Source organism: Bifidobacterium gallicum DSM 20093 = LMG 11596 (assembly GCF_000741205.1).
Taxonomy (GTDB): domain Bacteria; phylum Actinomycetota; class Actinomycetes; order Actinomycetales; family Bifidobacteriaceae; genus Bifidobacterium; species Bifidobacterium gallicum.
This window is the reverse complement of the sequence record NZ_JGYW01000008.1, coordinates 1-26434: the sequence shown is the minus strand read 5'-3', so window position 1 is coordinate 26434 and position 26434 is coordinate 1. Positions and strand designations below refer to the sequence as shown.

General features: G+C 59.2%; 21 protein-coding genes and 2 tRNA genes. 7 read left to right on the top strand and 16 right to left on the bottom strand.

Annotated elements, in window-relative coordinates:
• Window positions 1-147: 147 nt before the first annotated feature.
• Together BGLCM_RS06505 and BGLCM_RS06500 are read left to right on the top strand one after the other, a co-directional pair.
• On the top strand, window positions 148-831 hold the full coding sequence (locus BGLCM_RS06505) for a TetR/AcrR family transcriptional regulator (RefSeq protein ID WP_044085179.1): 684 nt from the start codon (window positions 148-150) through the stop codon (window positions 829-831).
• Window positions 824-1636, top strand: a complete 813-nt coding sequence (locus BGLCM_RS06500) for a mechanosensitive ion channel family protein (protein ID WP_006294942.1) — start codon at window positions 824-826, stop codon at window positions 1634-1636. Before BGLCM_RS06505 ends, BGLCM_RS06500 begins: the two co-directional genes overlap by 8 nt.
• A 742-nt stretch (window positions 1637-2378) precedes the next feature.
• Here BGLCM_RS06500 and BGLCM_RS08510 read toward each other — a convergent pair.
• The 6 genes from BGLCM_RS08510 to murA form a co-directional block, all read right to left on the bottom strand.
• The gene (locus tag BGLCM_RS08510) at window positions 2379-3287 is read right to left on the bottom strand and encodes a CPBP family intramembrane glutamic endopeptidase (protein ID WP_052295106.1); all 909 of its coding nucleotides are present in this window, start codon (window positions 3285-3287) and stop codon (window positions 2379-2381) included.
• 843 nt (window positions 3288-4130) lie between these two features.
• Window positions 4131-4562, bottom strand: a complete 432-nt coding sequence (locus BGLCM_RS06490; RefSeq protein WP_044085194.1) for a DUF4190 domain-containing protein — start codon at window positions 4560-4562, stop codon at window positions 4131-4133.
• A 221-nt stretch (window positions 4563-4783) separates the two neighbouring features.
• Entirely contained in the window at window positions 4784-5953 is a 1170-nt protein-coding gene (locus BGLCM_RS06485; RefSeq protein WP_006294948.1) for a D-alanine--D-alanine ligase family protein, read from the bottom strand.
• 313 nt (window positions 5954-6266) lie between these two features.
• Window positions 6267-7265 carry an NAD(P)H-dependent glycerol-3-phosphate dehydrogenase gene (locus BGLCM_RS06480; protein ID WP_006294949.1) on the bottom strand — a complete coding sequence of 333 codons (999 nt, stop codon included), beginning with the start codon at window positions 7263-7265 and terminating at the stop codon, window positions 6267-6269.
• Window positions 7266-7431: 166 nt separating this feature from the next.
• On the bottom strand, window positions 7432-8382 hold the full coding sequence (locus BGLCM_RS06475) for a lysophospholipid acyltransferase family protein (protein ID WP_044085178.1): 951 nt from the start codon (window positions 8380-8382) through the stop codon (window positions 7432-7434).
• A 114-nt stretch (window positions 8383-8496) separates the two neighbouring features.
• Window positions 8497-9822, bottom strand: a complete 1326-nt coding sequence (gene murA / locus BGLCM_RS06470; RefSeq protein WP_006294951.1) for a UDP-N-acetylglucosamine 1-carboxyvinyltransferase — start codon at window positions 9820-9822, stop codon at window positions 8497-8499.
• A gap of 308 nt (window positions 9823-10130) precedes the next feature.
• On the opposite strand from murA, the gene BGLCM_RS06465 reads away from it, so the two are divergent.
• Complete coding sequence (locus BGLCM_RS06465) at window positions 10131-11465, top strand: NAD(P)/FAD-dependent oxidoreductase (RefSeq protein WP_044085177.1); 1335 nt, start codon at window positions 10131-10133, stop codon at window positions 11463-11465.
• A gap of 118 nt (window positions 11466-11583) precedes the next feature.
• On the opposite strand, the gene leuD is transcribed toward BGLCM_RS06465, so the two are convergent.
• The gene (gene leuD / locus BGLCM_RS06460) at window positions 11584-12264 is read right to left on the bottom strand and encodes a 3-isopropylmalate dehydratase small subunit (RefSeq protein WP_006294954.1); all 681 of its coding nucleotides are present in this window, start codon (window positions 12262-12264) and stop codon (window positions 11584-11586) included.
• A 121-nt stretch (window positions 12265-12385) separates the two neighbouring features.
• Window positions 12386-13789: a 3-isopropylmalate dehydratase large subunit gene (gene leuC / locus BGLCM_RS06455; RefSeq protein ID WP_006294955.1), complete on the bottom strand. Its 1404-nt coding sequence runs from the start codon at window positions 13787-13789 to the stop codon at window positions 12386-12388.
• Between the two features lie 475 nt (window positions 13790-14264).
• Here leuC and BGLCM_RS06450 point away from each other — a divergent pair, with 475 nt between their 5' ends.
• Complete coding sequence (locus BGLCM_RS06450; protein WP_081450387.1) at window positions 14265-15029, top strand: IclR family transcriptional regulator; 765 nt, start codon at window positions 14265-14267, stop codon at window positions 15027-15029.
• A 158-nt stretch (window positions 15030-15187) separates the two neighbouring features.
• Here BGLCM_RS06450 and BGLCM_RS06445 read toward each other — a convergent pair whose 3' ends face one another.
• The 6 genes from BGLCM_RS06445 to BGLCM_RS06420 all read right to left on the bottom strand — a co-directional run bounded on the left by BGLCM_RS06445 (window position 15188) and on the right by BGLCM_RS06420 (window position 20794).
• Window positions 15188-16549, bottom strand: coding sequence for a metallophosphoesterase (locus tag BGLCM_RS06445; protein ID WP_006294957.1), 1362 nt, complete (start codon window positions 16547-16549; stop codon window positions 15188-15190).
• Between the two features lie 361 nt (window positions 16550-16910).
• Window positions 16911-16985 (bottom strand) — tRNA-Gln (locus tag BGLCM_RS06440).
• A 51-nt stretch (window positions 16986-17036) separates the two neighbouring features.
• Window positions 17037-17109, bottom strand: a tRNA-Glu gene (locus BGLCM_RS06435).
• 209 nt (window positions 17110-17318) lie between these two features.
• On the bottom strand, window positions 17319-18893 hold the full coding sequence (gltX, locus tag BGLCM_RS06430) for a glutamate--tRNA ligase (RefSeq protein WP_238548645.1): 1575 nt from the start codon (window positions 18891-18893) through the stop codon (window positions 17319-17321).
• 165 nt (window positions 18894-19058) lie between these two features.
• On the bottom strand, window positions 19059-20039 hold the full coding sequence (locus tag BGLCM_RS06425; RefSeq protein ID WP_044085176.1) for a hypothetical protein: 981 nt from the start codon (window positions 20037-20039) through the stop codon (window positions 19059-19061).
• A 95-nt stretch (window positions 20040-20134) separates the two neighbouring features.
• Window positions 20135-20794: a histidine phosphatase family protein gene (locus BGLCM_RS06420; RefSeq protein WP_006294961.1), complete on the bottom strand. Its 660-nt coding sequence runs from the start codon at window positions 20792-20794 to the stop codon at window positions 20135-20137.
• 362 nt (window positions 20795-21156) lie between these two features.
• Between BGLCM_RS06420 and BGLCM_RS06415 the strand changes: the two genes are divergently transcribed.
• Window positions 21157-22623, top strand: coding sequence for an MFS transporter (locus tag BGLCM_RS06415; protein ID WP_081450394.1), 1467 nt, complete (start codon window positions 21157-21159; stop codon window positions 22621-22623).
• A gap of 101 nt (window positions 22624-22724) precedes the next feature.
• Here BGLCM_RS06415 and BGLCM_RS06410 read toward each other — a convergent pair whose 3' ends face one another.
• Window positions 22725-23282: a GtrA family protein gene (locus tag BGLCM_RS06410; protein ID WP_006294963.1), complete on the bottom strand. Its 558-nt coding sequence runs from the start codon at window positions 23280-23282 to the stop codon at window positions 22725-22727.
• Window positions 23283-23579: 297 nt separating this feature from the next.
• On the opposite strand from BGLCM_RS06410, the gene BGLCM_RS06405 reads away from it, so the two are divergent.
• The gene (locus BGLCM_RS06405; protein WP_006294964.1) at window positions 23580-23924 is read left to right on the top strand and encodes a tautomerase family protein; all 345 of its coding nucleotides are present in this window, start codon (window positions 23580-23582) and stop codon (window positions 23922-23924) included.
• 122 nt (window positions 23925-24046) lie between these two features.
• Here BGLCM_RS06405 and BGLCM_RS06400 read toward each other — a convergent pair whose 3' ends face one another.
• Window positions 24047-25564 (bottom strand): formate--tetrahydrofolate ligase, encoded by a 1518-nt coding sequence (locus tag BGLCM_RS06400; protein ID WP_044085192.1) that lies wholly within the window; start codon window positions 25562-25564, stop codon window positions 24047-24049.
• 186 nt (window positions 25565-25750) lie between these two features.
• Between BGLCM_RS06400 and BGLCM_RS06395 the strand changes: the two genes are divergently transcribed.
• Complete coding sequence (locus BGLCM_RS06395) at window positions 25751-26386, top strand: IS607 family transposase (RefSeq protein ID WP_006295949.1); 636 nt, start codon at window positions 25751-25753, stop codon at window positions 26384-26386.
• The last annotated feature ends 48 nt before the right edge of the window (window positions 26387-26434 follow it).

The following is a 26434-nucleotide window of genomic DNA, read 5'->3' as shown; positions in this document are numbered from 1 at the left end:
ATCATGCATGGCTATGCAATAATTTGCATAGCCATGCATGATGCCACGATGAAACAACGCTTGTCAACAGGTTGGCTCACAGTCGCATAGCATCGCCAACAGCTGATAGCACATTGCCCAGTAAACTGGTCTCAAAAGGAGAAACTGATGCCAAGACCACGTCGCGATTCCCACATGCTCCCTGCCAAGGAGAGGATGGAGAACGCTTTCTGGGAGCTGTTGGCCGACCGCGAATACCATAGGATTACCGTAACCGATGTGGTGCGCATGGCCGACGTGAACCGCAATTCGTTCTATTACCACTTCTCTGGACTGCCCGAACTGGCCGACGCCGCCATTTTGCGCGAAGTAGAGAACATACCCCGTCCAGCCACACCACAGGCCCACATGCATTTGCGCCCCGAAACCGAATGGCGCTTCTACTGCACCAGCCTGCTCGAACAGCCCGAACAACGCCGCCGCATCGACCGTTTGGCCTTGTTGACAGGATCGAACAGCGCGCCTGAATTGCGCGAGTCGCTGCGCGACTTCATGCGCCTGACATTCATAAGCCTGCTCGACCTCGACCCCGAAACGATCGACAAGCGCACCAGCATGCTGATCAATTTCTCAGTCGGCGGCCTGATCTCGATCCTGCAGGATTGGGCGGCGATCGACGGCGATATCAGCGTTGAGGAACTCATGGACGAAGACACGGCAATGCTCGTCATGGGCTTGTACATGGCCATGTCCAAAGAGAGCCTGCGCACATACTGGCGTCGCGCATTCGCCACGGAACGCCCGCTGCCCAACTACATCACCGCCTCACTGGCCGCCCCCGCCTATGCCTGACGCGCTGCTGCACAACGTTTCCGATTTCTTCCATAACAATACGGGCAAGATCATTTGGCTTGTCGTCGTATTTTTGCTCGCATTGCTGCTTGCGCGTACCATTACGCGCATCATGCAGCGAGCATTGGCCAAAACGGGTGTGCCCAACGTCTCGTTGTTCGTCAACATTGTACGCATCCTAATCTGGACGTTAGCAGCCACAGCCGTACTGCAACCCGTGTTCGGCGTTAGCCCGACCACCGTGTTCACCGCGTTGGGAATCGGCGGTTTGGCACTGTCACTCGGCCTCAAAGACTGGATTGCGAACATTGTGTCCGGCTTCGACCTGATGGTCGGCCACGTGATCCAGCCTGGAGACGTGGTCACGATTTCGGGCACCACAGGCGTTGTGGAAGACATCACATGGCGTCAAACGATTGTGCGCTCGCGATCGGGCAATACGGTGCTCGTACCGAACTCCGTGCTTAGCACATCGGCGATCGAGAAGCTCAATCCCACCACCGAAGGCTTGGTGAAAGTGCCATTCACGGCCAAATCAGGCACCGATCCCGACAAGCTCAGCAAGGAATTAGCCGATCTTGTGGAGCAGCGCAGCGCGCAATATCTCGATATGGCGATGGCTCCAATTGTAAAGTTCACGGGATTGTCGCCCTACGGCATCACCGGCGAGATTTACGCATTGGCCAAGCAAGGCGTGCAACTGAGCTCACTGGCCGACAGCGTAACGCGCGCCATCGCGCATTGCAGCCTTATTGAGCAAAACATCCAAGCCGACACAACGGCCACCGCGCAACCCCAGAAATAACAATCCTTACACCTGAACCGACCCCACCCAAGGTGGGGTCAGCAGTCAGTCGATGGGCTTCGAACGGGGCGATCGGCGAGCGCAACGGTTGATGCCGGCGAATCCGTATCGTTTTCTGTACCACGCAGGTACAACGACGATACGGGTTTGAGCAAAACTGCAGTTTTCCTGACCACTCTGGTTAGAAGAAACGCAGTTTCCAGCCCAAAAATGCGGTTTTCCTGACCAGGCCGGTCCGGAAAGACGCAACTTCCAGCCCAGAACCGTATCTTTCCTAACCAAGCTGGTCAGGAAAGATACACCTTCGCCGAAGTTGATGGTTGGGGCGGCACGTCCCGGACCGAAACAGGGGGATATTCGCGCGGAATCGATGCCATTCGGGGGTGTCGGAGGTGAGGAGGGAGCGGGAGGCGGGGCCTAGGGTCCAGAGGACGGAGACGGCCATGCCTAGCGCGCAGCCGGCCAATACCTAGCCGGGGTTGATGACGTCGGCGAGCCAACCGCCCACAAGTGCGCCGGCAGGTTCGGCAGCCAACGCCATGATGCGCTCGGCCGACCTGCGCGGCATCCATGTTCAGCATGCGCACGACGAACACGTAATACACCGCGAAGAAAGCCGCCGTGAACAGATTGAACTGGCTTGCTGAACAGGCCAAGAAAAATAACAACCACTTCGACCCGTAGATTCGTGTCAGACGGGGCGAAGTGGTTGGAGGATTGGGTGCTGCTGCGGAAATAATAATTAACTCATTTGAGAGATGATTGAAAGTGCCGTCAACAGCACGGCGACCACAATGAACATGATCATGCCGACGTTGCCGAACGCGACGGGACCGGCTTGACCCTTCGGCAGCTGTTCAGGAGCCGTGTAGAAAATGAACATGCTGCGTTTGACGATGAGCAATACCAAACCGGCGATTGCGCCACCCATCATGAGCAGCAGATACATCGTGCCGATGGCCGCCCACACGTCCTTGCGTTCCGTGGCCTCGGCAGCCCACGAACTGAGGATGCTGCCGTTGAGGTTGACGAACATGTGCATCGCGATTGTGTAGCGCAAACGGCTCGTGCGCATGTAAATCCAGCCCCACAACAGTCCCAGACCGAACGCGTAGAAGAACTGATAGATGTTGGCGTGGCCCATACCAAAAATAATCGCGGAAATCAAAATCGCGGGTTTCTCGCCAAACCGGCGCAAACGCGAGATGACCTGCTTGCGGAAGAACCACTCCTCCATCAGAGGCGCGGCAATCACAGTGAACACAAGATTGGCCCAGACGCTTTGCGAGAACGTGGTCTCCAATGAGTTCGATGCCTTGCCGCCCGAGACGAGCCCGGCAAGCACAATGCCGATGATATTGCCGCCGTACATGATCGGCAAACACATGAGCAACAATAGGCAAAAACGGCCCGGAGTCATGGAAAATTGTTGCGTCGGCACGGGTTTGGCAGAGCGCATCGTCAGCAAACCCAGCGGCATCGCGATCAAATACAGCACAAAGTCCTGCAGGAACATTGTCAGCCAAATATTGTCAAGATCCGCGTGCGCGGCGTTCAAAGCCAGGATGGCGCCCGTGACGATAACCTGGAACGTCAGCAGCATGACCACGGCACCCAAGGCCACACGGTTGTAGCATGCTTTGGCCGCCACGAGCCGCAGCGGGTCGACCCACGCGGGATAGGCGACCTGCGGGCCGGGCGGAAGTTGGGCGGGTGCAGCGGTCTGAATGGCCGGAGCGGATGGAACAACCGGAGCACCCTGAGCCGCTGGAACCTGGACAGCCGGAGCTGTCTGGGGGTATGCGTGCGCGAATTGGGGCGTGCTTTGGGGCGCGAATTGCGCGGACGGCCGGAGTTGAGGCTGGGGTTGGCAAACTGGCTGAGATTGAGATTGAGGCTGGAACTGGGGCTGATAGGTCAGCTGCGGTTGCCCGTAGGAGACCGGTGGCATGCCAGCGTCCATCGCATCTACTGAGGGTGAGATTGACGGCGAGATTGGAGCCATCGGTTGGTTCGGCAATGGTTGGCCGACCTGCTGAGCTTGACTGAACTGCTGAGCAGCGTCAAACTGCTGAGCCGGGCCAAATTGCTGAGCGTGGCCGAATGGCTGAGAAATTCCGTAAGACTGAGCCGGATTACACTGCTGGGAAGTTCCGTAAGGCTGGGCAAACTGGGCTGCTGGCATGGGTTGCGTAGCTATCGGTTGAGCTGGGAACTGCTCGGGCATCGGCTGCTGAGTCTGCATTGGCTGGCCAAATTGGGTTGGCTGCCCAAATTGGGTTGGCTGCCCAAATTGCACAGGTTGAGCCGGCTGGAAAGGCTGGGCTGGTTGCGTGGGCTGCGGGCCCTGAGCTGGCTGAAGGGGTTGTCCAGCGCCGGACGCCGCAGGCAGACTTTGCTGCGGCGTGGGCTGAGGCATAGGTTGCTGCGGCGTGGGCTGTGCCATCATATAAACCTTGGGTAATCCTAAAAACCTGAAGTGGTCCGGTAATTGTCAGCTATTCAATGAACTAAGAAGGGCATAACTGAAGCCCGACATGGTCCCAATCACGCTGAGCACCATAAATACAATCGAGATGATGATGCCTGCAATGGCCAGGCCCTTGCCCTTGCCGCCGTTCTTGTTGATCTGGTTCAAACCAATGATGCTCAGGATCAGACCAATGAGCGGGAACAGGAACGAGCACACGAATCCGGCAATGGCCAAACCGTTGTACTTCTCTTGCGTATAGGACTGCTGATAGGCCGATTGATTGTAATAGCCCGTCTGCCCTGCCGGCTGCTGCTGGTAGGCGTTCTGTGCATACGGGTTCGGGGCCTGCGGCGCTGGTGCGCCATACGCCGGCTGCTCACCATACTGCGGCTGAGGCTGCTGCGGTTGGCCGTAGGAGGGTCCATTGTTCGGGTTGTAATTTGGTGCGGTCACGTTCTGCTCCTTCACAGTATCTGCAATCAACTGTATGATTGCCCAGCCGTTGTGGACAGTGACAATACTCACGACGCCCCGTCACCGGTCCGTCGCCGATTCATCACCAATACAGCGTCACGCCACTGCCCCATCAACAGCAATACCGTGCCAGTTTACGCGCACGCCCCCGAAACTTACGAAACTTTCTCACTACAGCCGCAGTACAGCCTCACTCAGCTTCAGCGCTGCGCCCCACTCTCGATTGCACCTTCAATCAGCGTCGTGATCAGCTCGCCATACGGCAAACCGCTGGCCTCCCACGCCTTGGGATACATGCTGATCGACGTGAAGCCCGGCATCGTGTTGATTTCGTTGACAATCACATCGCCATCAGCCGTCACAAACGAATCCACACGGCTCAAGCCCATACCGTCGACTGCCTTGAACGCCTTGATCGCCGTTTCGCGCACGCGTTCAAGCACGTCCTCGGGCAAATGCGCGGGCACTTCCACATGGCTGGCCTGCTTATCCATGTATTTGCTGTCAAAATCGTAGAACTGGTCGTCACCCTCGGCACGGCGGTCGAGCACAATTTCGCCAGGCAGACTCGCTTGCACAGGCTGTCCGGCCACAGGGCACAGTACGGCGCATTCAATTTCGCGCGCGTCCACACCTTGCTCAACAAGCACTCGCCAATCATGCTGCGCGGCCTCATACACGGCGGCGGCCAATTGCGCGGCCCCGGACACGGCATCGCCCGCACGGTCCACCTTCGTCACACCGAAACTCGATCCGGCGCGCGACGGCTTGACAAACAGCGGATACTGCAGTCCGGCTTCCTCGACCATGTTCAGCAGCGTCTCACCTTGGGCGGCAAACTGCGTGTCGGCATCAAACGCACGCGTGTCGAGCGTGATGCCGTTGGCCACGGCAATGCCCGCATTGTCAAGCAGCACTTTCGTATAATGCTTGTCCATACTCGCAGCCGACGCGAGCACACCACACCCCACATACGGCACGCCGAGCATCTCGAACAATCCCTGGATCGTGCCGTCCTCACCATTGGGACCATGCAGCACGGGGAACACCACATCGATATGGCCCAACGATTCCAGCGTGCCGTCAGCATTGCGCGCGTAGAATCCGTCGCCGCCCTGGCTCATGTCAAGCACCACCGGACGGGACCCCGGCACCTGCTCCACGCTCGGCAGTCCGGCAGCCAGGTCCCATGCACGCGGGTCCTCGCCATCCACAATCCACACGCCATCGCGCGTGATGCCGATCAGCACGGGCTCGAATCGTTCGGCATCCAACGCACGCAGCACGCTCGCTGTGGAAATGCAGGAAATTGAATGCTCATCGGCCTTGCCGCCATACATGATCGCCACACGCTGCTTTGTCTGGGTCATACTCTGCTCACTGCTCCATTTGGGGATTAGGTTCCGTCAACAGTTCAGTTCCGTCAACAGTTGCGTTCCGCGACCAGTTGCATTCCATCAACGGCTCAGCTCCGCCTACAGCTCGGCTCCATCAACGGCTCAGCTCCGTCAACGGCTCAATTCCGCCGGCCGTTCGTCCGGTCGGGTCGGGAACGAACTTCAGGCACTACACTAGCGCGAGGCCCGTAACCACACACCATTATGGCGTGCAGCCACGGGCCTCGCCGTCACGCTGTTCACAGGGCCGCCCCAGCCAGCACCGGCCGCCGCACCCCGTCCGGCCTTACTCCGTCAGCATCGTCTTCGGCAGCATTTCCGCCAACATCTGTTCGCACGAAATGCCGTCGTTCAGCACATGCTGCATCGCCTTGGCCAGCGGCGTGTCCACGTGGTACTTCTTGCCGAGCTCCACCACAGCCGACGCCGTGGCCACACCCTCGGCCACGCCGTTCGACACCTTCGTGGCTTCCTCGACGCTCAAGCCCTTGCCAAGGTTGGCGCCGAACGTATAGTTGCGGCTCAGCGGCGAGCCGCAGGTGGCGATCAGGTCGCCCACGCCGGCCAGCCCGTTGAACGTTTCGGGCATTGCGCCCGCAGCCGTGCCCACGGCCTTGATTTCGGCCAGGCCACGCGTTTCGACCATGGCCGCCGTGTTCTCGCCAAAGCCCGCGCCGTGCACCATGCCGACGGCCAGCGCCACGACGTTCTTCAACGATCCGCACAGTTCCAGCCCGATCACGTCGTACGTTGCGAACGCATGGAAATAGTCGGTCGTGCACAGCTTGGCGAACGCTTTGGCGTTTTCGATTTCTTCGCACGCCACAACGGTTGCCGCAGGTTCGCGCGCGGCCACCTGCTTGCTCAGGTTCGGTCCCGACACGGCCAGGAAGCGGTTGGCCGGTAGGTCGAGCACCTCGCTGACAACCTGGTCCATGCGCTTGCCCGTGCTCTGTTCAATGCCTTTCATCAGGCTCACCACGCCCGACGTCTCTTCAATCAGGTCCTTGAACGGTTCGAGGGCCTCGCGCGCATGCTGGGCCGCGATCGCCACGACGACGTAGTCGGCTCCCTTCACAGCTTCGGCACGATCGCCCGTGGCCGTCATGTTGGCCGGCAGCTGCTTGACCGACGGCAAACGCACAGGATTCGTGTGCTGGGTCGCGATGGCTTCCACAATTTCGGGTTCAATGGCCCACATCATCACATCGTTGCCCGCGTCGGCCAATACCTGCCCGAACGCCGTTCCCCATGCACCGGCTCCGAGCACCGTCACTTTCGCCATGTTCACTCCTTTTCGGGCCGCACGCCCTTGTTGGCATTGCCACTTCCAGCATTCTATGGCGCGCCACGGCCGTTTCCGGCTTTTGCGCTGCTGGCATCCTTGAATTGAGATTAATCTGTATTTCCGCTCATGCCACACGGGCTTTCCTAACCCGCATGCCCACGCCTCACTGCTGGTTTTGCGCACCCTGTTCTTCGCGCGCGGCAATCTGCGCATCGGTCACGAACGGCTGTTCTTCGGGCACTTCACTCATCGAGCGGTAGTCGAAGAACCCCGCAGGACGTTCAACGCCACGGATGTCGGCCATGATGTCGGTCATGCGCACGCGCACACGACGCGTCAGCTCGTCGGCGTATGCGACAGGCGGCTCATCACCCCACGTGTCTGCATCGGCCAGCAAATCCGAGTAATCGAGCTGCGTGTCGATGCACATGACCACGTTCTTCTTGGGCCATGGGAACCAATGGTTGATGCTGGCCGCTCCCCATGTCACGGCGCAGTACAGCGGAATCGTTTTGCCCAAACGGCGCGAAGCCTCAAGCGCAATGAAGCCCACACCGTTCTTCATGCTCATCGGCCATTTCTTCGGGTCACGCGTCACCGTGCCCTCAGGCCACACGGTCAAAGGCCGGCCCGACGTCAGGATTTCAATCGACGTCTCTTCAATCGCGCGCGCCTGGCCTGCGCGACGTTTGACGGGCTGCATGCCCACGAGTTGGAACCATTTGCCAATAATCGGCCATTTGGCCATTTCAGCTTTGGCCATATAGCGCGGGCGGCGTCCCAAATGGAACTGTGCGCACATTGGCATAAACACGTCGAACTCGGTCACATGCGTGGCCGCGCAAATGTAGACGCCCTCTTCGGGAATGTTGTCCAATCCCCACGCGAGCGGCTTGCAGCTACGGCGGATCACCCACGAACATGCGTCAAGCAGCATCTGCGTGGCACGCGGATGCTGCGCCTGGATTTCAGTGGGATGGATTTGGCGATGCGGACCGGTCGGCAGCGCACGCGTCGGATCGACGAGCACATGTTCTTTGGCCAGACGAGCGACCTGCTCATCACTTAACGGCTTGACGGCCTTGCGCGGCGACGGTTTACCTTTGGAACTCATACCCCCATTGTGCCGCAACCCGTGTTCAGCGGCGTTCAGCAACAGCCACACGCATACAAAAACCCGGTGTACACCAACAACAGTGTGCACCGGGTTGCAAGATTCACGCGAATTTCAGTCGACGCGAGCGCCAAGCGCTTCAAGCTTGCCACGGAAATCGGCATAGCCACGGTCGATCAGCGAAATGCCATGCACGTTCGATGGTCCGCTGGCTGCGAGCGCGGCAATCAGATGGCTGAATCCGCCACGCAGATCGGGCACGTCAATGTCGCGGCCTTCCAGCGGCGTTTGGCCGAAGATCACGGCTGAATGCTCGTAGTTCTTTTGCTTGAATCGGCATTCGAGCGAGCCCAGGCATTCTTTGTACAGCTGGATCGTGGCGCCCATTTGCACGAGCGGTTTCGTGAAGCCGAAGCGGTTCTCGTACACGGTTTCGTGCACGATTGACAAGCCTTTGGCTTGTGTCAATGCGACGACGAGCGGCTGCTGCCAGTCGGTCATGAAGCCCGGGTGCACGTCGGTTTCAATGGCCACAGGCTTCAAATCGCCGCCTGGATGCCAGAAGCGGATGCCCTCGTCGGTGATGTCGAATTCGCCGCCGATTTTGCGGAACACGTTCAGGAACGTGACCATTTCGGGCTGTGTGGCGCCTTTGACGAACACGTCGCCATGCGTGGCCAACGCGGCTGAAGCCCAGGATGCGGCTTCGATGCGGTCGGTCAGCGCCGTATGCGTGTAGCCCTTGAGTTCTTTGACGCCTTCGATGCGGAACGTGCGGTCGACGTCGATCGAGATGATCGCGCCCATTTTTTGCAGCACGTTGACAAGGTCCATGATTTCGGGTTCGGTGGCCGCACCCGACAGTTCCGTCTTGCCTTCGGCTTGCACAGCGGCCAGCAGTGTTTGTTCAGTGGCGCCGACAGACGGGTAGGGTAGATGGATTTTGGCGCCATGCAAACCGTTGGGCGCGGTGATGTGGATGCCGTCTTCATGGTCTTTGTCGACTTTGGCGCCGAGTTTGCGCAGCGTTTCAAGATGGAAGTCGATTGGGCGTCCGCCAATGTTGCAGCCGCCGAGCGCCGGAATGAACGCTTCCCCCAGGCGGTGCAGCAGCGGGCCCGAGAACAGGATCGGGATGCGTGACGACCCCGACAGCGTGTCGACGTCGGCCACGTCGGCCAGTTGCACGTTCGACGCGTCAATCGTCACAATGCCGGCATCGCCATCCACGTTGACGTTGACGCCATGCAAACGCAGCAAATCGGAAACAACGTGCACATCGCGGATTTCCGGCACGTTTTTGAGCACTGATGTGCCTGGCGCAAGCAGGGCCGCCACCATGGCTTTGCTGACGAAGTTCTTGGCGCCGCGCACCTTGATGGAGCCGTTGAGCGGGATTCCACCCTCAACATGCAACACATCATCCTTGTTTTCCACCACGTACCTCTTTCACAAGCAAGCGAGTTCCACTATGCCTTACAGCCAAAGACCCAATTCTATTCCATGCCATGCTCAAGGCATGCCACAACGCCCGTCATGCAGGCCAATGCCAAGGCGGCTGCGCCGGCACCCATTGCCTATGCACTTTCCTTGCGGCTAAACAACTGGTTTCTTCATGGTTCCTTCAGGATTCGTTTTCTACGATGCCCGTAAAGAACACCCTATGGGGTGGGATGCGCGGGGTCGCATTCACGCCGCGCCAAGCCGCCCCAGACCATTTGACAAGCCTTTGGCAAGGAGGGCAAAGCATGACCACTGTCGCTGTTATTGGCTGCACTCACGCAGGAACATTCGCCACCACTTCGATTTTGCAGCACCACCCTGATTGGCAAGTCCACGTGTTTGAACGCAACGCCACATTGTCGTTTCTGTCGTGCGGCATCGCATTGTGGGCTGGCGGCCATGTGTCGGACCCGAAGAAAATGTTCTATTCGTCGCCTGAGCAGCTTGAGCAGCTTGGCGCGTCCATGCATATGCGCACTGACGTGACCTACGTCGACGTGAACGCCAAGCAGCTCGAATACAAGGACCTTGAAACGGGCGACACGCAAGCCTTGCAATTCGACAAGCTCGTCGTGACCACGGGTTCACGCCCCGTGATTCCGCCGATTGAGGGTGTCAACGGCAAGCGCGTGCTGCTGTGCAAGACGTGGGATGATGCTGTGCGCATCAAGGAAACGGCTTCACAAGGCAAGTCTGTCGTCGTGATTGGCGCGGGCTATATCGGTGCCGAACTGGCCGAGCAGTTCAGCACGATCAATATTCACACGACGCTCGTTGACGGCGCTGATCGTGTGCTGTCGAACAATTTCGACAAGCTGATCACCGACCAGGTTGAGGCCAAGTATCGCCAGCATGGCGTGAAACTTGCGCTCGGCCAGAAGATTACGAAGTTTACCGAGACTGAGGATTCCGTCACCGTTGTCACTGAGAAGGGCGAGTATACGGCCGATTATGCGATCATGGCCGTGGGGTTCCGTCCGAACACTGATCTTGTGCGCGACCAGATTGACACGCTGCCCAATGGTGCGATCGTGACCGACGAATACATGCGCGCGTCGAACCCCGACGTGTTCGCCGCCGGTGACTCGGCCGCTGTGTTCTACAATCCGACGGGCCGCGAGGACTATATTCCGCTGGCCACCAACGCCGTGCGTCAGGGTCTGCTCGTTGGCGCGAACATTGAAACGCCCACGCGCAAATACATGGGCACGCAGGCCACAAGCGCCGTGCAGCTCTACGATTTGTCACTCGCCGCGTCCGGTTTGACGCAAGGCGGCGCGGCTGTGCGCGGCGTCGACACCGTCTCGACCGAGCTCGTTGAGGATTACCGCCCCGCGTTCATGCTTTCAACAGCTCCCGTCACGTCGATCCTGACGTGGGATCCCAAGACGCGCGAAGTCAAGGGCGGCCAGTTCTGCTCGACCGTCGACATTTCGGGTGCTGCGAACGTCACATCGATGGCGATCCAGTCGAAGTTCACGATTGACGACCTGGCCAACGTCGACTTCCTGTTCCAGCCCAACTTCGACCAGCCGATCTATTTCGTCGGCGCTGTGGCCATGAAGGCTTGCGCTATGTGATTTCCGACGTGCCAGGCGTGCTCGCGTGACCGCACTACCAACAGTTGAGGGGCTGTACCTGCAATAGGTACAGCCCCTCAGTGCATCAGCCACGTCTCACTGCGTGGCCCAGCTCATTTCAGCGTTCGGACAGCGGTCCGGCCCACTCCTGGGGCTCAGGTTCGCGTGCCGACTCGATCTTCTCGCCAGGCTCGCTCAATACCGGGATCGTCTTGGGTTTGAACGGGAAACGTTCGGCGCGCATACGCTCGTATGCGGCGATTTCGTCCTCATGCTGCAACGTCAGGTCAATGTCGTCATAGCCGTTCATCAGACGCCAGCGCACGTAATCGTTGACTTCGAACGGCAGCGTCACGTCACCGCACGTCACCGTACGCGCTTCAAGATCGACGGTCATCTGACGGCCCGGTTCTTCCTCAAGCAGCTTCCAGAGCAGTTCCACCGATTCTTGCGGCATGATCGCCGCCAGCACGCCGTTCTTCGCCGTGTTGCCGTAGAAAATGTCGGCGAAACGCGAGGCGATCACGACGCGGAATCCGTAGTCGTGCAGCGCCCACACGGCATGTTCGCGCGACGAGCCGATGCCGAAGTCCGGTCCGGCCACAAGGATGCTGCCGTCGGCATATTCAGGCTGGTTCAGCACAAAATTCGGGTCACGGCGCCACGCATAAAACAGTGCGTCGTCAAATCCCGTACGCGAAACGCGCTTCAAAAACACAGCTGGGATGATTTGGTCTGTATCGACATTCGAACGGCGCAGCGGAACGCCCGTGCCCGTCAACGTGGTGAGTTTGTCCATAATGGTTCCTTGGGTGGGTTATACAGTCTGGTGGGGCTAACGTCGGTAGGAATGGTCACGGAGCATCTACAGAAATAACAATATTGTTATTTCTGCAGCACCCTCCATGCCGTTGAAGAACTCACAAATCAGCCGGCGAGCTGATGGTGCCGCGCACGGCCGTGGCGGCCGCGACCTGCGGCGAGGCCAGATGCGTACGCGAGCCCTTGCCCTGACGGCCCTCAAAATTGCGGTTCGATGTGGAGATGCTGCGCTCGCCGGGCACGAGTTTGTCGGGGTTCACGCCTAGGCACATCGAGCAGCCGGCGTTACGCCACTCGGCTCCGAAATCCTTGAAAATCTGGTCGAGGCCCTCCTGCTCGGCCTGTAGGCGGATGCGCGAGGACGCCGGCACAACAAGCACGCGGTGGATCGAGTCGGCCTTCTTGCGGCCCTTCATGATCTCGGCCGCGGCACGCAAGTCTTCAATGCGGCCGTTGGTGCACGAACCGATGAACACCGTGTCCACAGCGATGTCTTTGATCTTCTGGCCCGGCGTCAAGCCCATGTATTCGATCGCATGCTCGGCGGCCGTACGCTCGGTGGCGTCGGCGATCGATTCGGGATCGGGAATCGACGCGCTGATCGGCAGGCCCTGGCCCGGGTTCGTGCCCCAAGTGACGAACGGTTCCAAATCTTCAGCCGTGATCACGACCTCGGCGTCGAACGTGGCGTCGTCGTCGGTGCGCAGCGTGCGCCAATACTCGACGGCCTGGTCCCACAGCTCGCCTTGCGGGGCGTGCGGACGGCCCTTGAGATATTCGAACGTCGTCTCGTCGGGAGCGATCATGCCGGCACGTGCGCCAGCCTCAATCGACATGTTGCAAATCGTCATGCGCGCGTCCATTGACAGCTGTTCGATCGCCTTGCCGCGGTATTCGAGCACATAGCCTTGGCCGCCGCCCGTGCCGATCTTCGCGATGATTGCGAGGATGATGTCTTTGGCCGTCACGCCTTCGGGCAGGTCTCCGTCAATCGTGATCGCCATCGTCTTGAACGGCTTGAGGCTCAGCGTCTGCGTGGCCATAACGTGCTCGACTTCGGACGTGCCAATGCCGAACGCCAGTGCGCCGAACGCGCCATGCGTCGAGGTGTGCGAATCGCCGCAGACGATCGTCATGCCAGGCTGCGTCAGGCCGAGCATCGGCGCGAACGCGTGCACAATGCCCTGGTCGGCGTCGCCAAGCGGATGCAGGCGCACACCGAACTCCTGGCAGTTGCGCTCAAGCGTTGTCAACTGCAACGCGCTTGTTTCGTCGGGATTCGGCATGTCAATGTCGACCGTCGGCGTGTTGTGATCTTCGGTCGCGATCAGCTGGTCGAGATGGCGTGGCGTGCGGCCGGCAAGACGCAGTCCTTCAAAGGCCTGCGGGCTGGTGACCTCATGCATCAGCATCAGGTCGATGTAGAGCAAGTCGGGAGCCCCCTGCTCCCCTTGCACTACGAGATGGTCTGCCCAGACCTTTTCGGCGAGTGTCATGCCCATGACGGGAACCTCCTTGATACCCTCTTGATACCCTGACGACTTGTAGTGACGTGTCAACGTCGGTTGTGCAGCCGTGGTGCAGCACGTGATTGACAAATTTCATTGGATGCGGCCACCCCCACGCAGTGGCGCACCAGAGCCGTTCGCCAAGCCCTGACGAGGGAATCGTCACGAGCCTTGCGCAACGGTGTGTCTCATGCTGATTGTCTAGAGTATGAGGCGAGCCGAGAGGGTCCCATAAAAGCGCCGACATGTGAGACACGGGGGATTCGTAAAGAAAGCGTGAAGGCTGGCAATCTGCGCAAATTCTTTGCAGAAACAGTTGCAGCCGCTCTATTCCAACGTTTTAGGGGGTAAATATCGCACATCGACGTTCCGACGACTTTGCATTTCATTATGTGAGATGCAATAATCTGGAACCATGACTACTACGCTCAACGCGAAGACTCAATCACCTGTTCAGAGGGATGCGACCATGACTAAAACCAATGAACCTGCTTCCATCGTTCCCGACAGCGAAATCCATTCGGGCGTCGGCGTGCTTGACAAGACTGTCAAGATTCTTGACGCGCTGGAATCAGGACCGGCCACGCTTGGCCAGCTCGTGACGACCACGGGCCTGGCTCGGCCCACAGCCCATCGTCTGGCCATCGCCCTTGAACGTCACCGTTTTGTATTGCGTGACCAGCACGGACGTTTTGTGCTCGGCTCACGCTTCGCCGAGCTGGCAGCCGCCGCCGGCGAGGACCGTCTGCTCGGCGCCGCCGGCCCGATCCTGCAGACACTGCTGGACCGTACCGGTGAATCGGCGCAAATTTACCGCCGCCAAGGCGAGCAGCGCGTCTGCATCGCCGCTGTGGAACGTGCCAGCGGTCTGCGCGACTCGATACCTGTTGGCGCGATGCTCTCGATGGAAGCCGGTTCGGCCGCCCAGATCCTGTTGGCTTGGGAAGATGCCGAACGCATCCACCAGGGACTGCGCCACGCCAAGTTCACGGCCACGAAGCTCGCCGCTGTGCGCAAGCGCGGCTGGGCTGAATCGATCAACGAACGCGACGAGGGTGTGTGCTCGATTTCCGCTCCGATTCGCAATGCGTCGGGCCAGGTTATCGCCGCTATCTCGATCTCGGGCCCTTCGGGCCGCATGGGCGCCAATCCAGGACGCCGCTACGCACCGCTCGTGATGGCCGCCGGCAAGTATTTGACCGACGCGCTCGTCAAGGCCAGTGCCGCGCGCTGACCCTTCTCAGCGGATCGCCTGAGCGCGAGCCGCTAGAGCGTGTAGTCCTCTCAACATCACTGATGCCACGCCTCATTGCCGAGGCGTGGCATCAGTGTGTATTGGGGGCCAGTGTGTATTGAGGATCAGTGTGTATTGAGGATCAGTGTGTGCAGGCGTTAACGGCCTTTGGTTTCGGATGGGATGAACAGGCGGCGCAACCGCGCGAACAGGCCGGGCTTATGCAACAGGTCAATGCCTTCGCTCTCAGGCTTCGACGCACTCGTCATGCCATAGGCATAGGCCTTCTTTGACGACGGTTTGCCGACGAGCTCGCCAAACTCCAGCAGCTGCGACCTGGGGCTGAACGGGTGACGGATGTCGAATTCGAGCAGACGCGCCGCACGTTTGGCTGGAACGGGACCATACGAGCCAAATCCGCATGTGGGTGTGGCAATCAGTCTGATGCCATGCACCAGACCGTCAATGGCATTGCGATGGTCGTGACCAGCGGCCATCGCGAAGTAGGAGCGGGAATCAACAAGCAAATCAAACTCACCGCAGTCCACGTCGGGACAGCTGATGCCCTCCCCCACAAAACAGCCGGGCTCCACAGCGGCCTCGTCGAGTACATAATATTGACCCGAAAAATTACGGTAGCCCTCCACAGCGTGCGCGGCCGTGCGCGTGGAAGGCTCAAGCAGCTCATAATATTGCGGCACGGGCAGATGCTGGAACACCATCGAGCGCGCGGAATTACCAAACCGCGAGGGTACGTTGTTGAGAAACTCGAGCGCAGCTTTGGATGGCGAACCGTACCCGCCTGCACGCGCGTAATCGCCTGAATCAAGCAGCACCAAGCCGAACACGGTCTTGTGGTCGGGATCAGCGGACGACACAGGCAGCGCGAACGTGCCGGCCTCACACGCGTAGGCGACCTGCTTGGGCAGCGCCGGGACGAGACGCGGCTGCAACGACGGATCAGTGGCGGCAGACTGGGCAGAGGACTGTGCTGCGGACTGTGCGGCGCCTTCGCCGTCGAGCGCGGGAGGTTCGGGGTTGATGCAGCCTGGAAACTCGCGGTAGATCGCGTCCATTTGCGCGTTCGACAGGCCGCATTGGAAGTCGTGGTTGCCATAGGTGACGGCCCACGGAATGCCATATTGGGCGAGCGGGGCCGTGAACTGGCTGATTGTGTCGCGCACGTGAGTGATCGTCAAATCCAAATCGGCCTGCCGCACGTTCGGATCGCGGGGCACGCGGGCATTGCGGCGCGTGGGCCAGCGGCGCTGACGGTAGGTGGCGGCATAAGCCGGATCATAACCGGCGATCTGGTTGCCCGTGAAAATGACAATGTCGGGACGGCTCGTCTTGACAGCCACTTCAATCAGCCGGATCGTGTCTTTGGAAACCTTCGGACCGTCTTGCACATCGGCGAGCTGCAGCACGCGAAACTTGCCGGAATGGTGGAATTGCAGACGCCCCAAGCGTGCGGAGACAGACAGCACACCCGGTTGTGGTTCAGCAATATGTTCGGTCATAGTCCCCTACTGTAGTGCAAGCGCGCGCATGTCACAGCACGGGAGCTACGCGACGGGGATGGTTATGGCGCACATCTACGTCGTGGTCCCCGGAACCGTATCGTTTGTGTACCACGGTGGTACGAAAACGGTACGGATCGGGTTGTTGGGGAGCGCAGGTGTGTTGTGGTTGTACCACGCTGGTACAAAACACGGCATATATAGGGGGTGTGGAGGGAAAGAAACGTGGGGAAACCTGATGGTCTGCACCGCGGTTGCGCTGGATGGACCCGTGGGTGGTAGGGGCAGGCAGCTGGAGTTGGTAACCTTGCAAGCCGGGTGGCAGCGGAAAACAAAAAACCCTCGCAACTGCGAGGGTCATTGGCTGGGATGCCTGGACTCGAACCAAGAATGGCTGAACCAGAATCAGCTGTGTTGCCAATTACACCACATCCCAATTTGGCATGTCCATCAACGCGGAGCCATATGGAACCGTGTGGTGAACGAGTACCTCCAACCGGATTTGAACCGGTGTTGGCGCCGTGAGAGGGCGTAGTCCTAGACCGCTAGACGATGGAGGCATCTTCGTTGCTCCGTGGGGCAACGAGTAAGTAATATACGCGGTTCCTTATGTGAGCGCAAATCCCGGCGTGTCGCGCTGTTTTCAGCGGGTCGGAACGCCAACGACCGGCGAGCATTGCGGCATACGCCGCGCAGCTTCACCGGTCGTTAGGCAATCAATAAACGGAACAGTACCGCTCTCAGCCTGAAATCTTCAGTCCTGAAATCTTCAGCCCTGGATTTCAGGCAAGTGCTCGAGCAGGTTCTTCAAGCGAGCCATTGAGACGGGCTTGCCAATAATCTCCATCGACTCGAACAGCGGCGGAGACACGCGACGTCCGCTCATGGCCACACGAATCGGGCCGAATGCGAGACGCGGCTTGTACCCGGCCTCCTCAATCAGCGTCTTGTTCAGCGTCTCATGCAGGTTGTCGGTCAGCCACTGGTCTTCAGGCACAGCATCGAGCGCGGCGATCGCAGCCGTCAGCACCTCGCCGGCCGTGGCCTTGAGCTGCTTCTTGGCGTCATCCTCAGGCGCAATGTACTCGGCATCCGACAGCAGCGAACCCACCATGCCAGACACCTCACCGAGCAAGCGCACACGCGTCTGCACGAGCTCGGCCGAAGCCGTGAGCACTTCGCGCTCGCGGTCGGTCAGCTCATCCCACGTGGCGGCCGAAACGACGCCGTCGCGGAACAGGTACGGCACCGAACGGTTCAGGAAGTCCTGCGGCTCAAGCATGCGGATATGCTCGGCGTTGATCGCAATGGCCTTGTCAATGTCGAAACGGCCCGGGTTGGCCTTCACGTCGCGCACATCGAACGCCTTGACCATCTCGTCCATCGAGAAGATGTCGTTGTCGGGAGCGATCGACCAGCCGAGCAACGCCAGATAGTTGAGCAGGCCTTCCTTGATGAAACCGTGGTCGCGATGCAGGAACAGGTTCGATTCCGGATCGCGCTTGGACAGCTTCTTGTTGCCCTGGCCCATCACATACGGCATGTGGCCGAACACGGGCATTTCCTTGGCCACACCAAGGTCCATCAGATAACGGTAGAGCACAATCTGGCGTGGCGTGGAGCTCAGCAGGTCCTCGCCGCGCAGCACAACGTTGATGCGCATCATCGCATCATCCACAGGGTTCGTCAGCGTATACAGCGGATCACCGTTCGGACGCACGATCACATAATCAGGCACGGAACCGGCCTTGAATTCGATGCGGCCGCGGATCAGGTCGTCGAACACGATGTCTTCGTCAGGCATCTTGATGCGGATCGCGGGCAGACGGCCTTCCTTGCGGAACGCTTCCTTCTGCTCCTCGGTCAGATTGCGGTCGTAGCCGTCGTAGCCGAACTCCTTGGGACGGCCCGCAGCCACGTTGCGCTCGGCGATTTCCTCCGGCGTCGAGAACGATTCATACGCATAGCCAGCATCCAGCAGCTGCTGGGCGACTTTCTGGTAGATTTCACCGCGTTCCGACTGGCGGTATGGGCCGTCAGGGCCGCCCACGTTGATGCCCTCATCCCAGTCGATGCCCAACCATGTCAAGGCGTCAATGATCTGGTTGAAGCTTTCTTCGGAATCGCGCTGCGCATCGGTGTCTTCAATGCGGAACACGAACGTGCCATCGGTGTGACGTGCTTCAGCCCAGTTGAACAATGCCGTACGCACCATGCCCACGTGCGGGATGCCCGTTGGTGAAGGGCAGAAACGCACACGCACGTTCTGGGGCAGTGCGGGCTTGTCGGTGGAAGGTTCTGTTGTTGTGATGTTGGCCGTATCGGCCATTTCAGCGTCGCTCATACGCCCCATTGTTGCGCCCCATGAGGACGTGCAGCGGCGGGTTGGCACACACGTTTGCCACGCGTGTTTGCGGTGTGCGCCGCACAGTGCATGGCACCGCGCACGATGCTTCTGCGCGACGCCGCTGCACGACATCGCGCGCACAGCACCATAGGGGGCATGCGGCTACAGTTCCACAGTCTTCTTCGTCGGATCATCTTTGACATGCGCGAACTTCGCCGCCAACGCGGCCTTGCTCTTGGCCTCATCTTCCTCACGCGAGCGCTTTTTGGCTTCAGCCGCATCCCACAGCACGTCGTCGCGATGGCGATGCCATTCCGCCACAGCCAATGGCGCGAGCTCTTCGGCCAGCACGCGCGAGGAATCGGATGCCAACGTATCGGAGTTGGGCGTGGCGTACGCGGCAAGCACGCCATGCAAGCGTTCGGGCTTGCAGCACAGTCGCGGCAGGCCCAGCTGCTCGGCGAATTCGTTGACCACGAGCACGAGCGGCACGGCATGGCGCGCGAGTGTTGTGATGCGTTGGTCGTCAGCGCCGCCAATTTCGGCAGTCAGATGCTTGCCAATGCCGCTGACGGCATGCAGCAGCATGTCGGCGACAATCACGAGCAGTGCGAACCGCTGCGCCACCACGGATTGTTCGAGGCTGATCAGCCAATGGCCGTCCGCTTCAACGCGTGTTTGCACATAGGTTTGCGCGTCGCTAAGGAAGTCGGCGATGACTTGGCGTGTATCGTCATCCCAGGCCACTTCGGCCGCATGGGCGGCGTCGCTGTGCGCCAGCATGTCGTCGGCGTCGAACAGCAGTTGCACGTCATGGTCGTCGGAGTATGACGCCATCTGGTCATAGGCGTCATTGGCCGCGGCCAACGCTTCCACCACGCTTTGGTCCACACCGGGGATCGAATCGGCACCTTCATACACGAAGTCGGCGTCGGCGCGCGAAATCTGTTGCCCGCACAGCACTTGCGCAATCATTTGCGTGATGCGCACTTGCAGGTCTTCGCCGTATTTGGCGTCGTTATCGAGCTGTTCGGCCTTCGTCAACGGCCACAACGCCATCAGCTCGGCCGCGGCATGCGCAGCCTCTCGCAGCGCTGGAATTGCGGCAATCTGCTCTACTGAGCCATCTGACAACTGTGTCATAATCATCCTCCTGCCGCACATCCCATGCGCATGCACAATCAGCACAATCAACGCCTATTCTAACGGTCTTCGTGCGGTATCAGGCCACCATTCGTTCAGCGAACGTCCTTGGCCGGATCGAAATAGGCGATGCCGAGCACGGCATGCGAACGCGCATCGAATGTGATCGACGTGATTGAGGCGAGCGCCGTTTTGCGCAACAACATGTTGTGTTCCGGACGCCCCGTTTCGAGCATGTGCCGGTACGACCAAATTGGGGATTCATGTGAGACGACGATGATTTGCTGCCCCGCGAACTCGTCGACCTTTTCCATGGCGAACGCATGCACGCGCGCCGCGATTTCGCGGTAGGTTTCTCCCCAGCTTGGTTTCCACAGGTTGCGCACGAGTTTGAGATTGTCTTTGCGCCAGAGCGCCCCTTCACCGTAGCCGATGCGCTTGCCCCGGAACTCGTTGCGCGCTTCGATGATGCGTTCATCGGTCACGAGTTCAAGCGCTTGTTCGCCGCGCGCCTCGCGCACGGTGTTCAATGGCGCAAGGATTTCCGCGGCAGTTTCGCGCGTGCGTTCGAGCGGCGAAGAGAATACGGCGACCGACGTGTTCAGTTGCGGGCTGTCGGCGATGAAACGGCCGGTGGCTTGGGCCATGCGCTTGCCGACTTTCGACAAATGGAACCCTGGGAGCCGCTCATAGAGCAGATGGTCGGGGTTCTCCACCTTGCCGTGCCGAACAAAGTTGATTGTGGTGGCTGTCATATGCGCTCCTTTGGCAATTTGACAATCTGCCAATTTGACAATCTGGCTATCTGCCAACTTGGCAATCGGTCATGCTGATCTGCCCACCACCTTAGCCAACGTGGCTGAATCTTGGTTCACCACCCAGCCCAAAACACACGACCCCCTTACACAACTCTGCGAACATGCCATTTGTATCATGATTTACCAAAGTGCTAGGCTAAGCTCAAGCTGGCCACACAACACTCGTGGCACCGGTGACAATCTTCAAGAATCCCCTACCCCACTTTCCCAATTCGAGGCCGCTCGTGAGCAACTCATTCGTTTCAGGAATCAAGGACGTTGGCAACCGTCTGTTTGGCGGTTACGCCAAACTGCTGCGCATGCCGCACACGGCGCGTTTCACGTTCGGCGCTGTCATCGCCTGCATGCCCTACCCGATGGTCGGCATGACGATCACGATTTGCGTGCAGTTCTATTACCACAACTACACGCTGGCCGGCTCGCTGACGGCCGTGCAAGCCATTGCAGGCGCCATTTTGAGTCCTGTGCTCGGCATTCTCGTGGACCGGTTTGGCCAACGGCGTGTGTCGATTCCGCTCGTGATCATCTGGCTGATTGCGGCCATGTCGATCATTACATGCATCAAAGCGCATGTGGCGCCTTGGATACTGTTCTGCATCGTGCCGTTCCTGGCTTGCGTGCCACCGTGGGGAGCGATGAGCCGCGCACGTTGGACGAACCTGCTCAAACATGACCGTGAAGGCATCAACCGCGCGATGAGCTTGTGCAGCGTGGCCGATGAGGCGATGTGGGTCATCGGCAATCCGCTCGCCTCGATTCTGGCTGTGATTTCCGGCTTGCTCGCGTTCTCGTTCACGGGGGTGTGCGTGATCATTGGCGCGCTGATGTTTTTGACATGCGTGTCGACCGAACCCGCCAGTCAGACCGAACTCGCACGTGCCGAAGGTATGACGCGCAAAACGTTCCGCGAGCACGAAAACGAGAAAGCTGAACAACTCAAGGCCGACACGGCCCGCCAAGATGCTGAAGCGCAGGCGCGGGCCCAAGGTTTGGACGAGGCTGCGGTCACAGCCGCCGGCGAGCAAGCATGGCAGCAATCGCGTGAACAATCGCACAGCGGCCGCAAGGAGTCGATTTTTGGTCCCGGTTTGCTGGCCGTATGCGTCACATGGTTCGGTTTGGGCGCATTCCAATCGGCTGCGGGCATCTCAATCATTGCGTTCGCCACGGAAAGCGGCCAAAAACAGCTGACGGGCTTTGTGTTCGCCTGTTTTTCGATCAGCTCGCTGACAGGCGCGCTGATTTATGGCGCCAAAAATTGGCAAATCGCACTCTACAAGCGGTTCTATTTCTGCCTTGCCGTAGTCAATCTCGGTATTGGCACGTTCCTGTTCGCCAAGCATTTGTGGGTCATCATGATCATTTATTTGATCATTGGCGTATGCCAGGCGCCCACGTGGATCAACGGCAACCAGATCATGCTGCATTTGGTGCCGCAATCACGTTTGACGGAAGGCATGGCTTGGATGGGCGCTATGAACAGCATCGGCGGTTCGGCCGGTTCGGCTGTGGCCGGCATGTTCATCGACCGCAACGGGTCGCAGGGCGGTTTCGCTGTGGTCACGACGCTCGCTCTCGCGTCGCTGGCCGTTGCGCTCATCGGCTTCCGCCAGATCAAGATCAGTACACAAACGCCCGTGCTGACCGAGATTGCTCTCGACGAGCCCGAGCGTGAGGAGTTGCGTGAAGTTGCGGCCATCGATCCGGCCGTGCAGGCCAACAATCCCGACACGAGTTTCGACCCGCGTCACGTTGAACAGCGCTAATTGCAGTGCCAGCAGATCAGCAGATCAGCGGGTCAAACAATCAGCAGCCCAGCGGCACCCTCACGTTGCTCACGCTCGTGTCGCTTCACGCGGCGTTGATTTCAGTGCCAGCCCTTCGGCGTGTGTTCAATCGACCACATGCCGATGCGGTGCGCGAGGCTGCGCTCCCACTTGGCTTCGAGCTCTTCTTCCGTATAGATGTTGCCCTTGCGCTGCAGTTTGGCCATCATCGCCGTATGCGTGTCGTCAAGGAAGATCTTGCGGATCACAAAGTTCCACACGGCCACGATGAATGTGGCGATAATCTTGCCGACGTTCGTGCGCAGCACGTATTCCACATGTTGGGTGATGAACGCATCACGGTTCATGCCGTAGGTTGACAACCAGATGATGCCGTTGTTCATCATCAGGCCGATCACGGCAGACAGCAGGAAGATCAGCACTTCCATCCAACGTGCCATGTCGGGCCTGTGCTTGAACACATATTTCATGCTGGCCAAGTAGTTGAAAATAAACGACAGCGTGAACGAAATCGTGCTCGCGATCACGTTATGCATGTGGAGGAAAATCACGAGCAGGTTCAGGATGCCAAAATCCAACAGTGCCGCGATAACGCCGACGACACCGAATTTCAGGATCTGTTCTATGAGTTTGCGCACACATCCATTTAACACGCGCCCACGAACCACGAGACCGTCCACAACTTCACACCTCACCCCCCTTCATCCCTATTCACCCGCCATCTTCCACATCTCTCACATCCTCTACACGCGCCTCTCCATCCCCATTTCCCGTATTCGCCCGGCTGCCGCCCATTTACGCCGTGCACGCCCGCGCACTCCTCTCGCAGCACCAACTTCCAGCACACTTGGCATCCGCTGACTAGACTTGACGATGAACACTTGCGCTCCGTTATGTGGGCGCAAGCTCGACCAAACGTTCTTCAAGGAGGATCCATGCCCGTCATCCATACGCACGTTTCCGTCAAGACGACGAAGGAGCAGCGCGAGGCGCTCAAGTCCATTTACGGCCAGGCCATCACGGCCGTGCCCGGCAAGTCCGAAAGCTGGCTCATGTGCCCGTTTGAAGATGAGATGCCGATCTATTTCGCGGGCGACGACGCTCCGGCCGCGTACATCGAGGTCAACGTGTTCGGCAACAAGGTCGACCGTTCGGCTTGGGAAAAGCTCACGGCCGAGATCATGCAAGGCCTGCACGACGTGCTCGGCATCAACGAGGACCGCACCTACATCCGTTACACAGCCACACTCGACTGGGGCTGGAACGGCTCGAATTTCTAGTTTTTTTATTTCTGCTTGGGGTCCATGGCCGCTGCCGGATCCCAGCCAACACCATGCATACCAAAGCCCGGATGCTTGCAATCCCAAGCATCCGGGCTTTGATTATGCGCACAATGATCGCATCAGACGATCTTCGGCATAGGCGTGGTCAGCGATGTTGTCAAGTTGACATGCACCACACCGGCGCCCGTATGCGGCTCGACTTTCTTGAGCGTGACCGTGCGCTCTTGAACCGGCAACGCATCATTGTCGGTCATCGTGGCCGGCGACTTGACAGCGACGAGCGCCAGGTCGTCAAGGTTCATACCGACCGACTCGCACAATTCTTGAGCCTCAGCAAGCGAGGCTTCAAAACCGGCCTTCTCCACGACGCGCTCAGCAGGCACGCCATAGGCATGCTCGGACACCCAGTTCAGATTGTCGCGCAGTGGCGTGCCACGATGGCTTTCAGGTGTGGCCGGAATGTCTTCAACGCTGACGGCCTCGGCGAAACCGTCGAGCTGCGGAGCCAACGCTTCGCCGCCATCACGGTAGAGGTTGCCAATGATTGGCGTACGGAAGCCCAATTCGTTGGCCGTGGCCTTGAGCCCGTCGACGAGTTCGTCTTCGCCTTCCCACAGGTTAATCAGCGGGAACGTTGGAATGCCAAGGTTTTCAAGACGCTCCACGTGGAATGGATAACGCCATTGCAGATCGGGGTCGTCACGCCAGGTCGTGGCGCGCGTCACGACGATGGCTGCGCTCGGCCACTGGGCGCCGAACTCGCGGCAGGCGATGTCAAGCCACTTCTGGGCGCCCGCATCGGCGCCATAGCCGGCTTCGACGATGACGACGTCATGCAGTGCCGTGGCCATTTCGACGCTGGCCAACGTCGGGATGCCGAGCGACACGTTCGCGAACGGGCCGCCATGCACGTACACGGGAGAACCGTTGACCGTTTCGGTGCGGGCCGGCTTGACGGCGTCGGTCAGGATGTTCGTGATGCGCCACAGGTCCACGAACTCGTTGAACTTGACGCCCTTGCCGTCCTTCGTGCCTGCCGTCATGTTGCCGACGCGCTCGGCCAGTTCATCCATCGAACGCGACAGCACGACAATCTGCATGAGTTCGCAAGTCGGTGTGAGCACGACGCGCTCGGCCACATTGTTCTTGCCCGCATCCACAATCGTGCTGCGCAGCGAGCGCGACGGCACTTCGCTGACGCGCGGTACGAGCACCGTATCGAGCTTGCCTTCGTCAATGGCCTTTTCAGCAAAAGAAACGAGCAGGTTCTGTGCTGCTTCGATTGCGCCCATTTCGCCGCACAGACCCCAGTCGATCAGTTCGGGATGCGTCAGCGACGCTTTGCCGCCACCGGAAGCACCGCCCTTGGAACCGGCGGCCGTAATACCCATGCTGGGCTGGCGCAGCACGGCGGCGGCGTCAATGCCGCGTTCACGCAACGCGTCGATCATCGCGATCGTCGTGGTCGTCTTGCCTTCGCCACGGCTTGCCTTGAGCGGGGTGTCGGCCGTGACCAGCACGACCTTACCGTGCTTGCGAGGCGCATCAGGATTGGACTTGAGATAGTCCAAATATCCAAATGCATCAATCTTGTCCACAAGGCCATAGGGCTTGGTGAAGTCTTCGATTCCGGTCACGGAACATCCTTTCGGGCTGACGGCAATGTTGTCGAAGCCCAGTGTAGGCCACGTGGCGGCAACGGGGGTCAAACGGGCCGCGATGCAAAATGGGAAATACAAAATCTGAACCAGCCCACGCTCAGTGAGCAATCATCTGTTGTTAATTAAATTGACACTCGTGGTCATTTCATCTATTATGGTGTCATGTTGAAGCCTAAAGATGTAGCGGCCCGTCTCGGGGTGAGCGTGAAAACCCTCCAACGTTGGGACAAAGCGGGTATCTTCCCCGCAGCACGCAACCCGCAGGGACGCCGCTACTACACTGAAGAGCAAGTGCTCGCGTATCTGGGGAAAATACAAAAACCCCAGCGACTGCACGTCGCCTACGCGCGTGTGTCCTCGGCCGGGCAGAAAGGCGATCTCGCATCGCAGGTCGCGTTCTTGCGCGACTACGTGAACGCGAAAGGCGTGATACTCGACGACGTGTTCACCGACGTTGGCAGCGGTTTGAACTACAAACGCAAGAACTGGAACCACCTCATCTTCGACCTCATACTGCAAGGTCAGGCCGAAACCGTGTACATCACGTTCAAAGACCGGTTCGTCCGGTTCGGGTTCGACTGGTTCGAGGAGCTGGCGAACCGGTATGGGTGTGAGATTGTCGTGGTGAACAATCCCGACACCAGCCCACAGCAGGAACTCGTAGAAGACCTCATTTCCATCATCCACGTGTTCTCATGCCGCGTATATGGGTTGAGGAAATACAAGAAGCAGGTCGAACATGACCCGCAGCTCACATGCGAGGCCAGTACAGGAGGTGAGCGCAGTGAAAGCGTTTAGAACGGAGCTTCACCCCACCACGGCCCAGCAAGCGGCTCTCACGAGGGC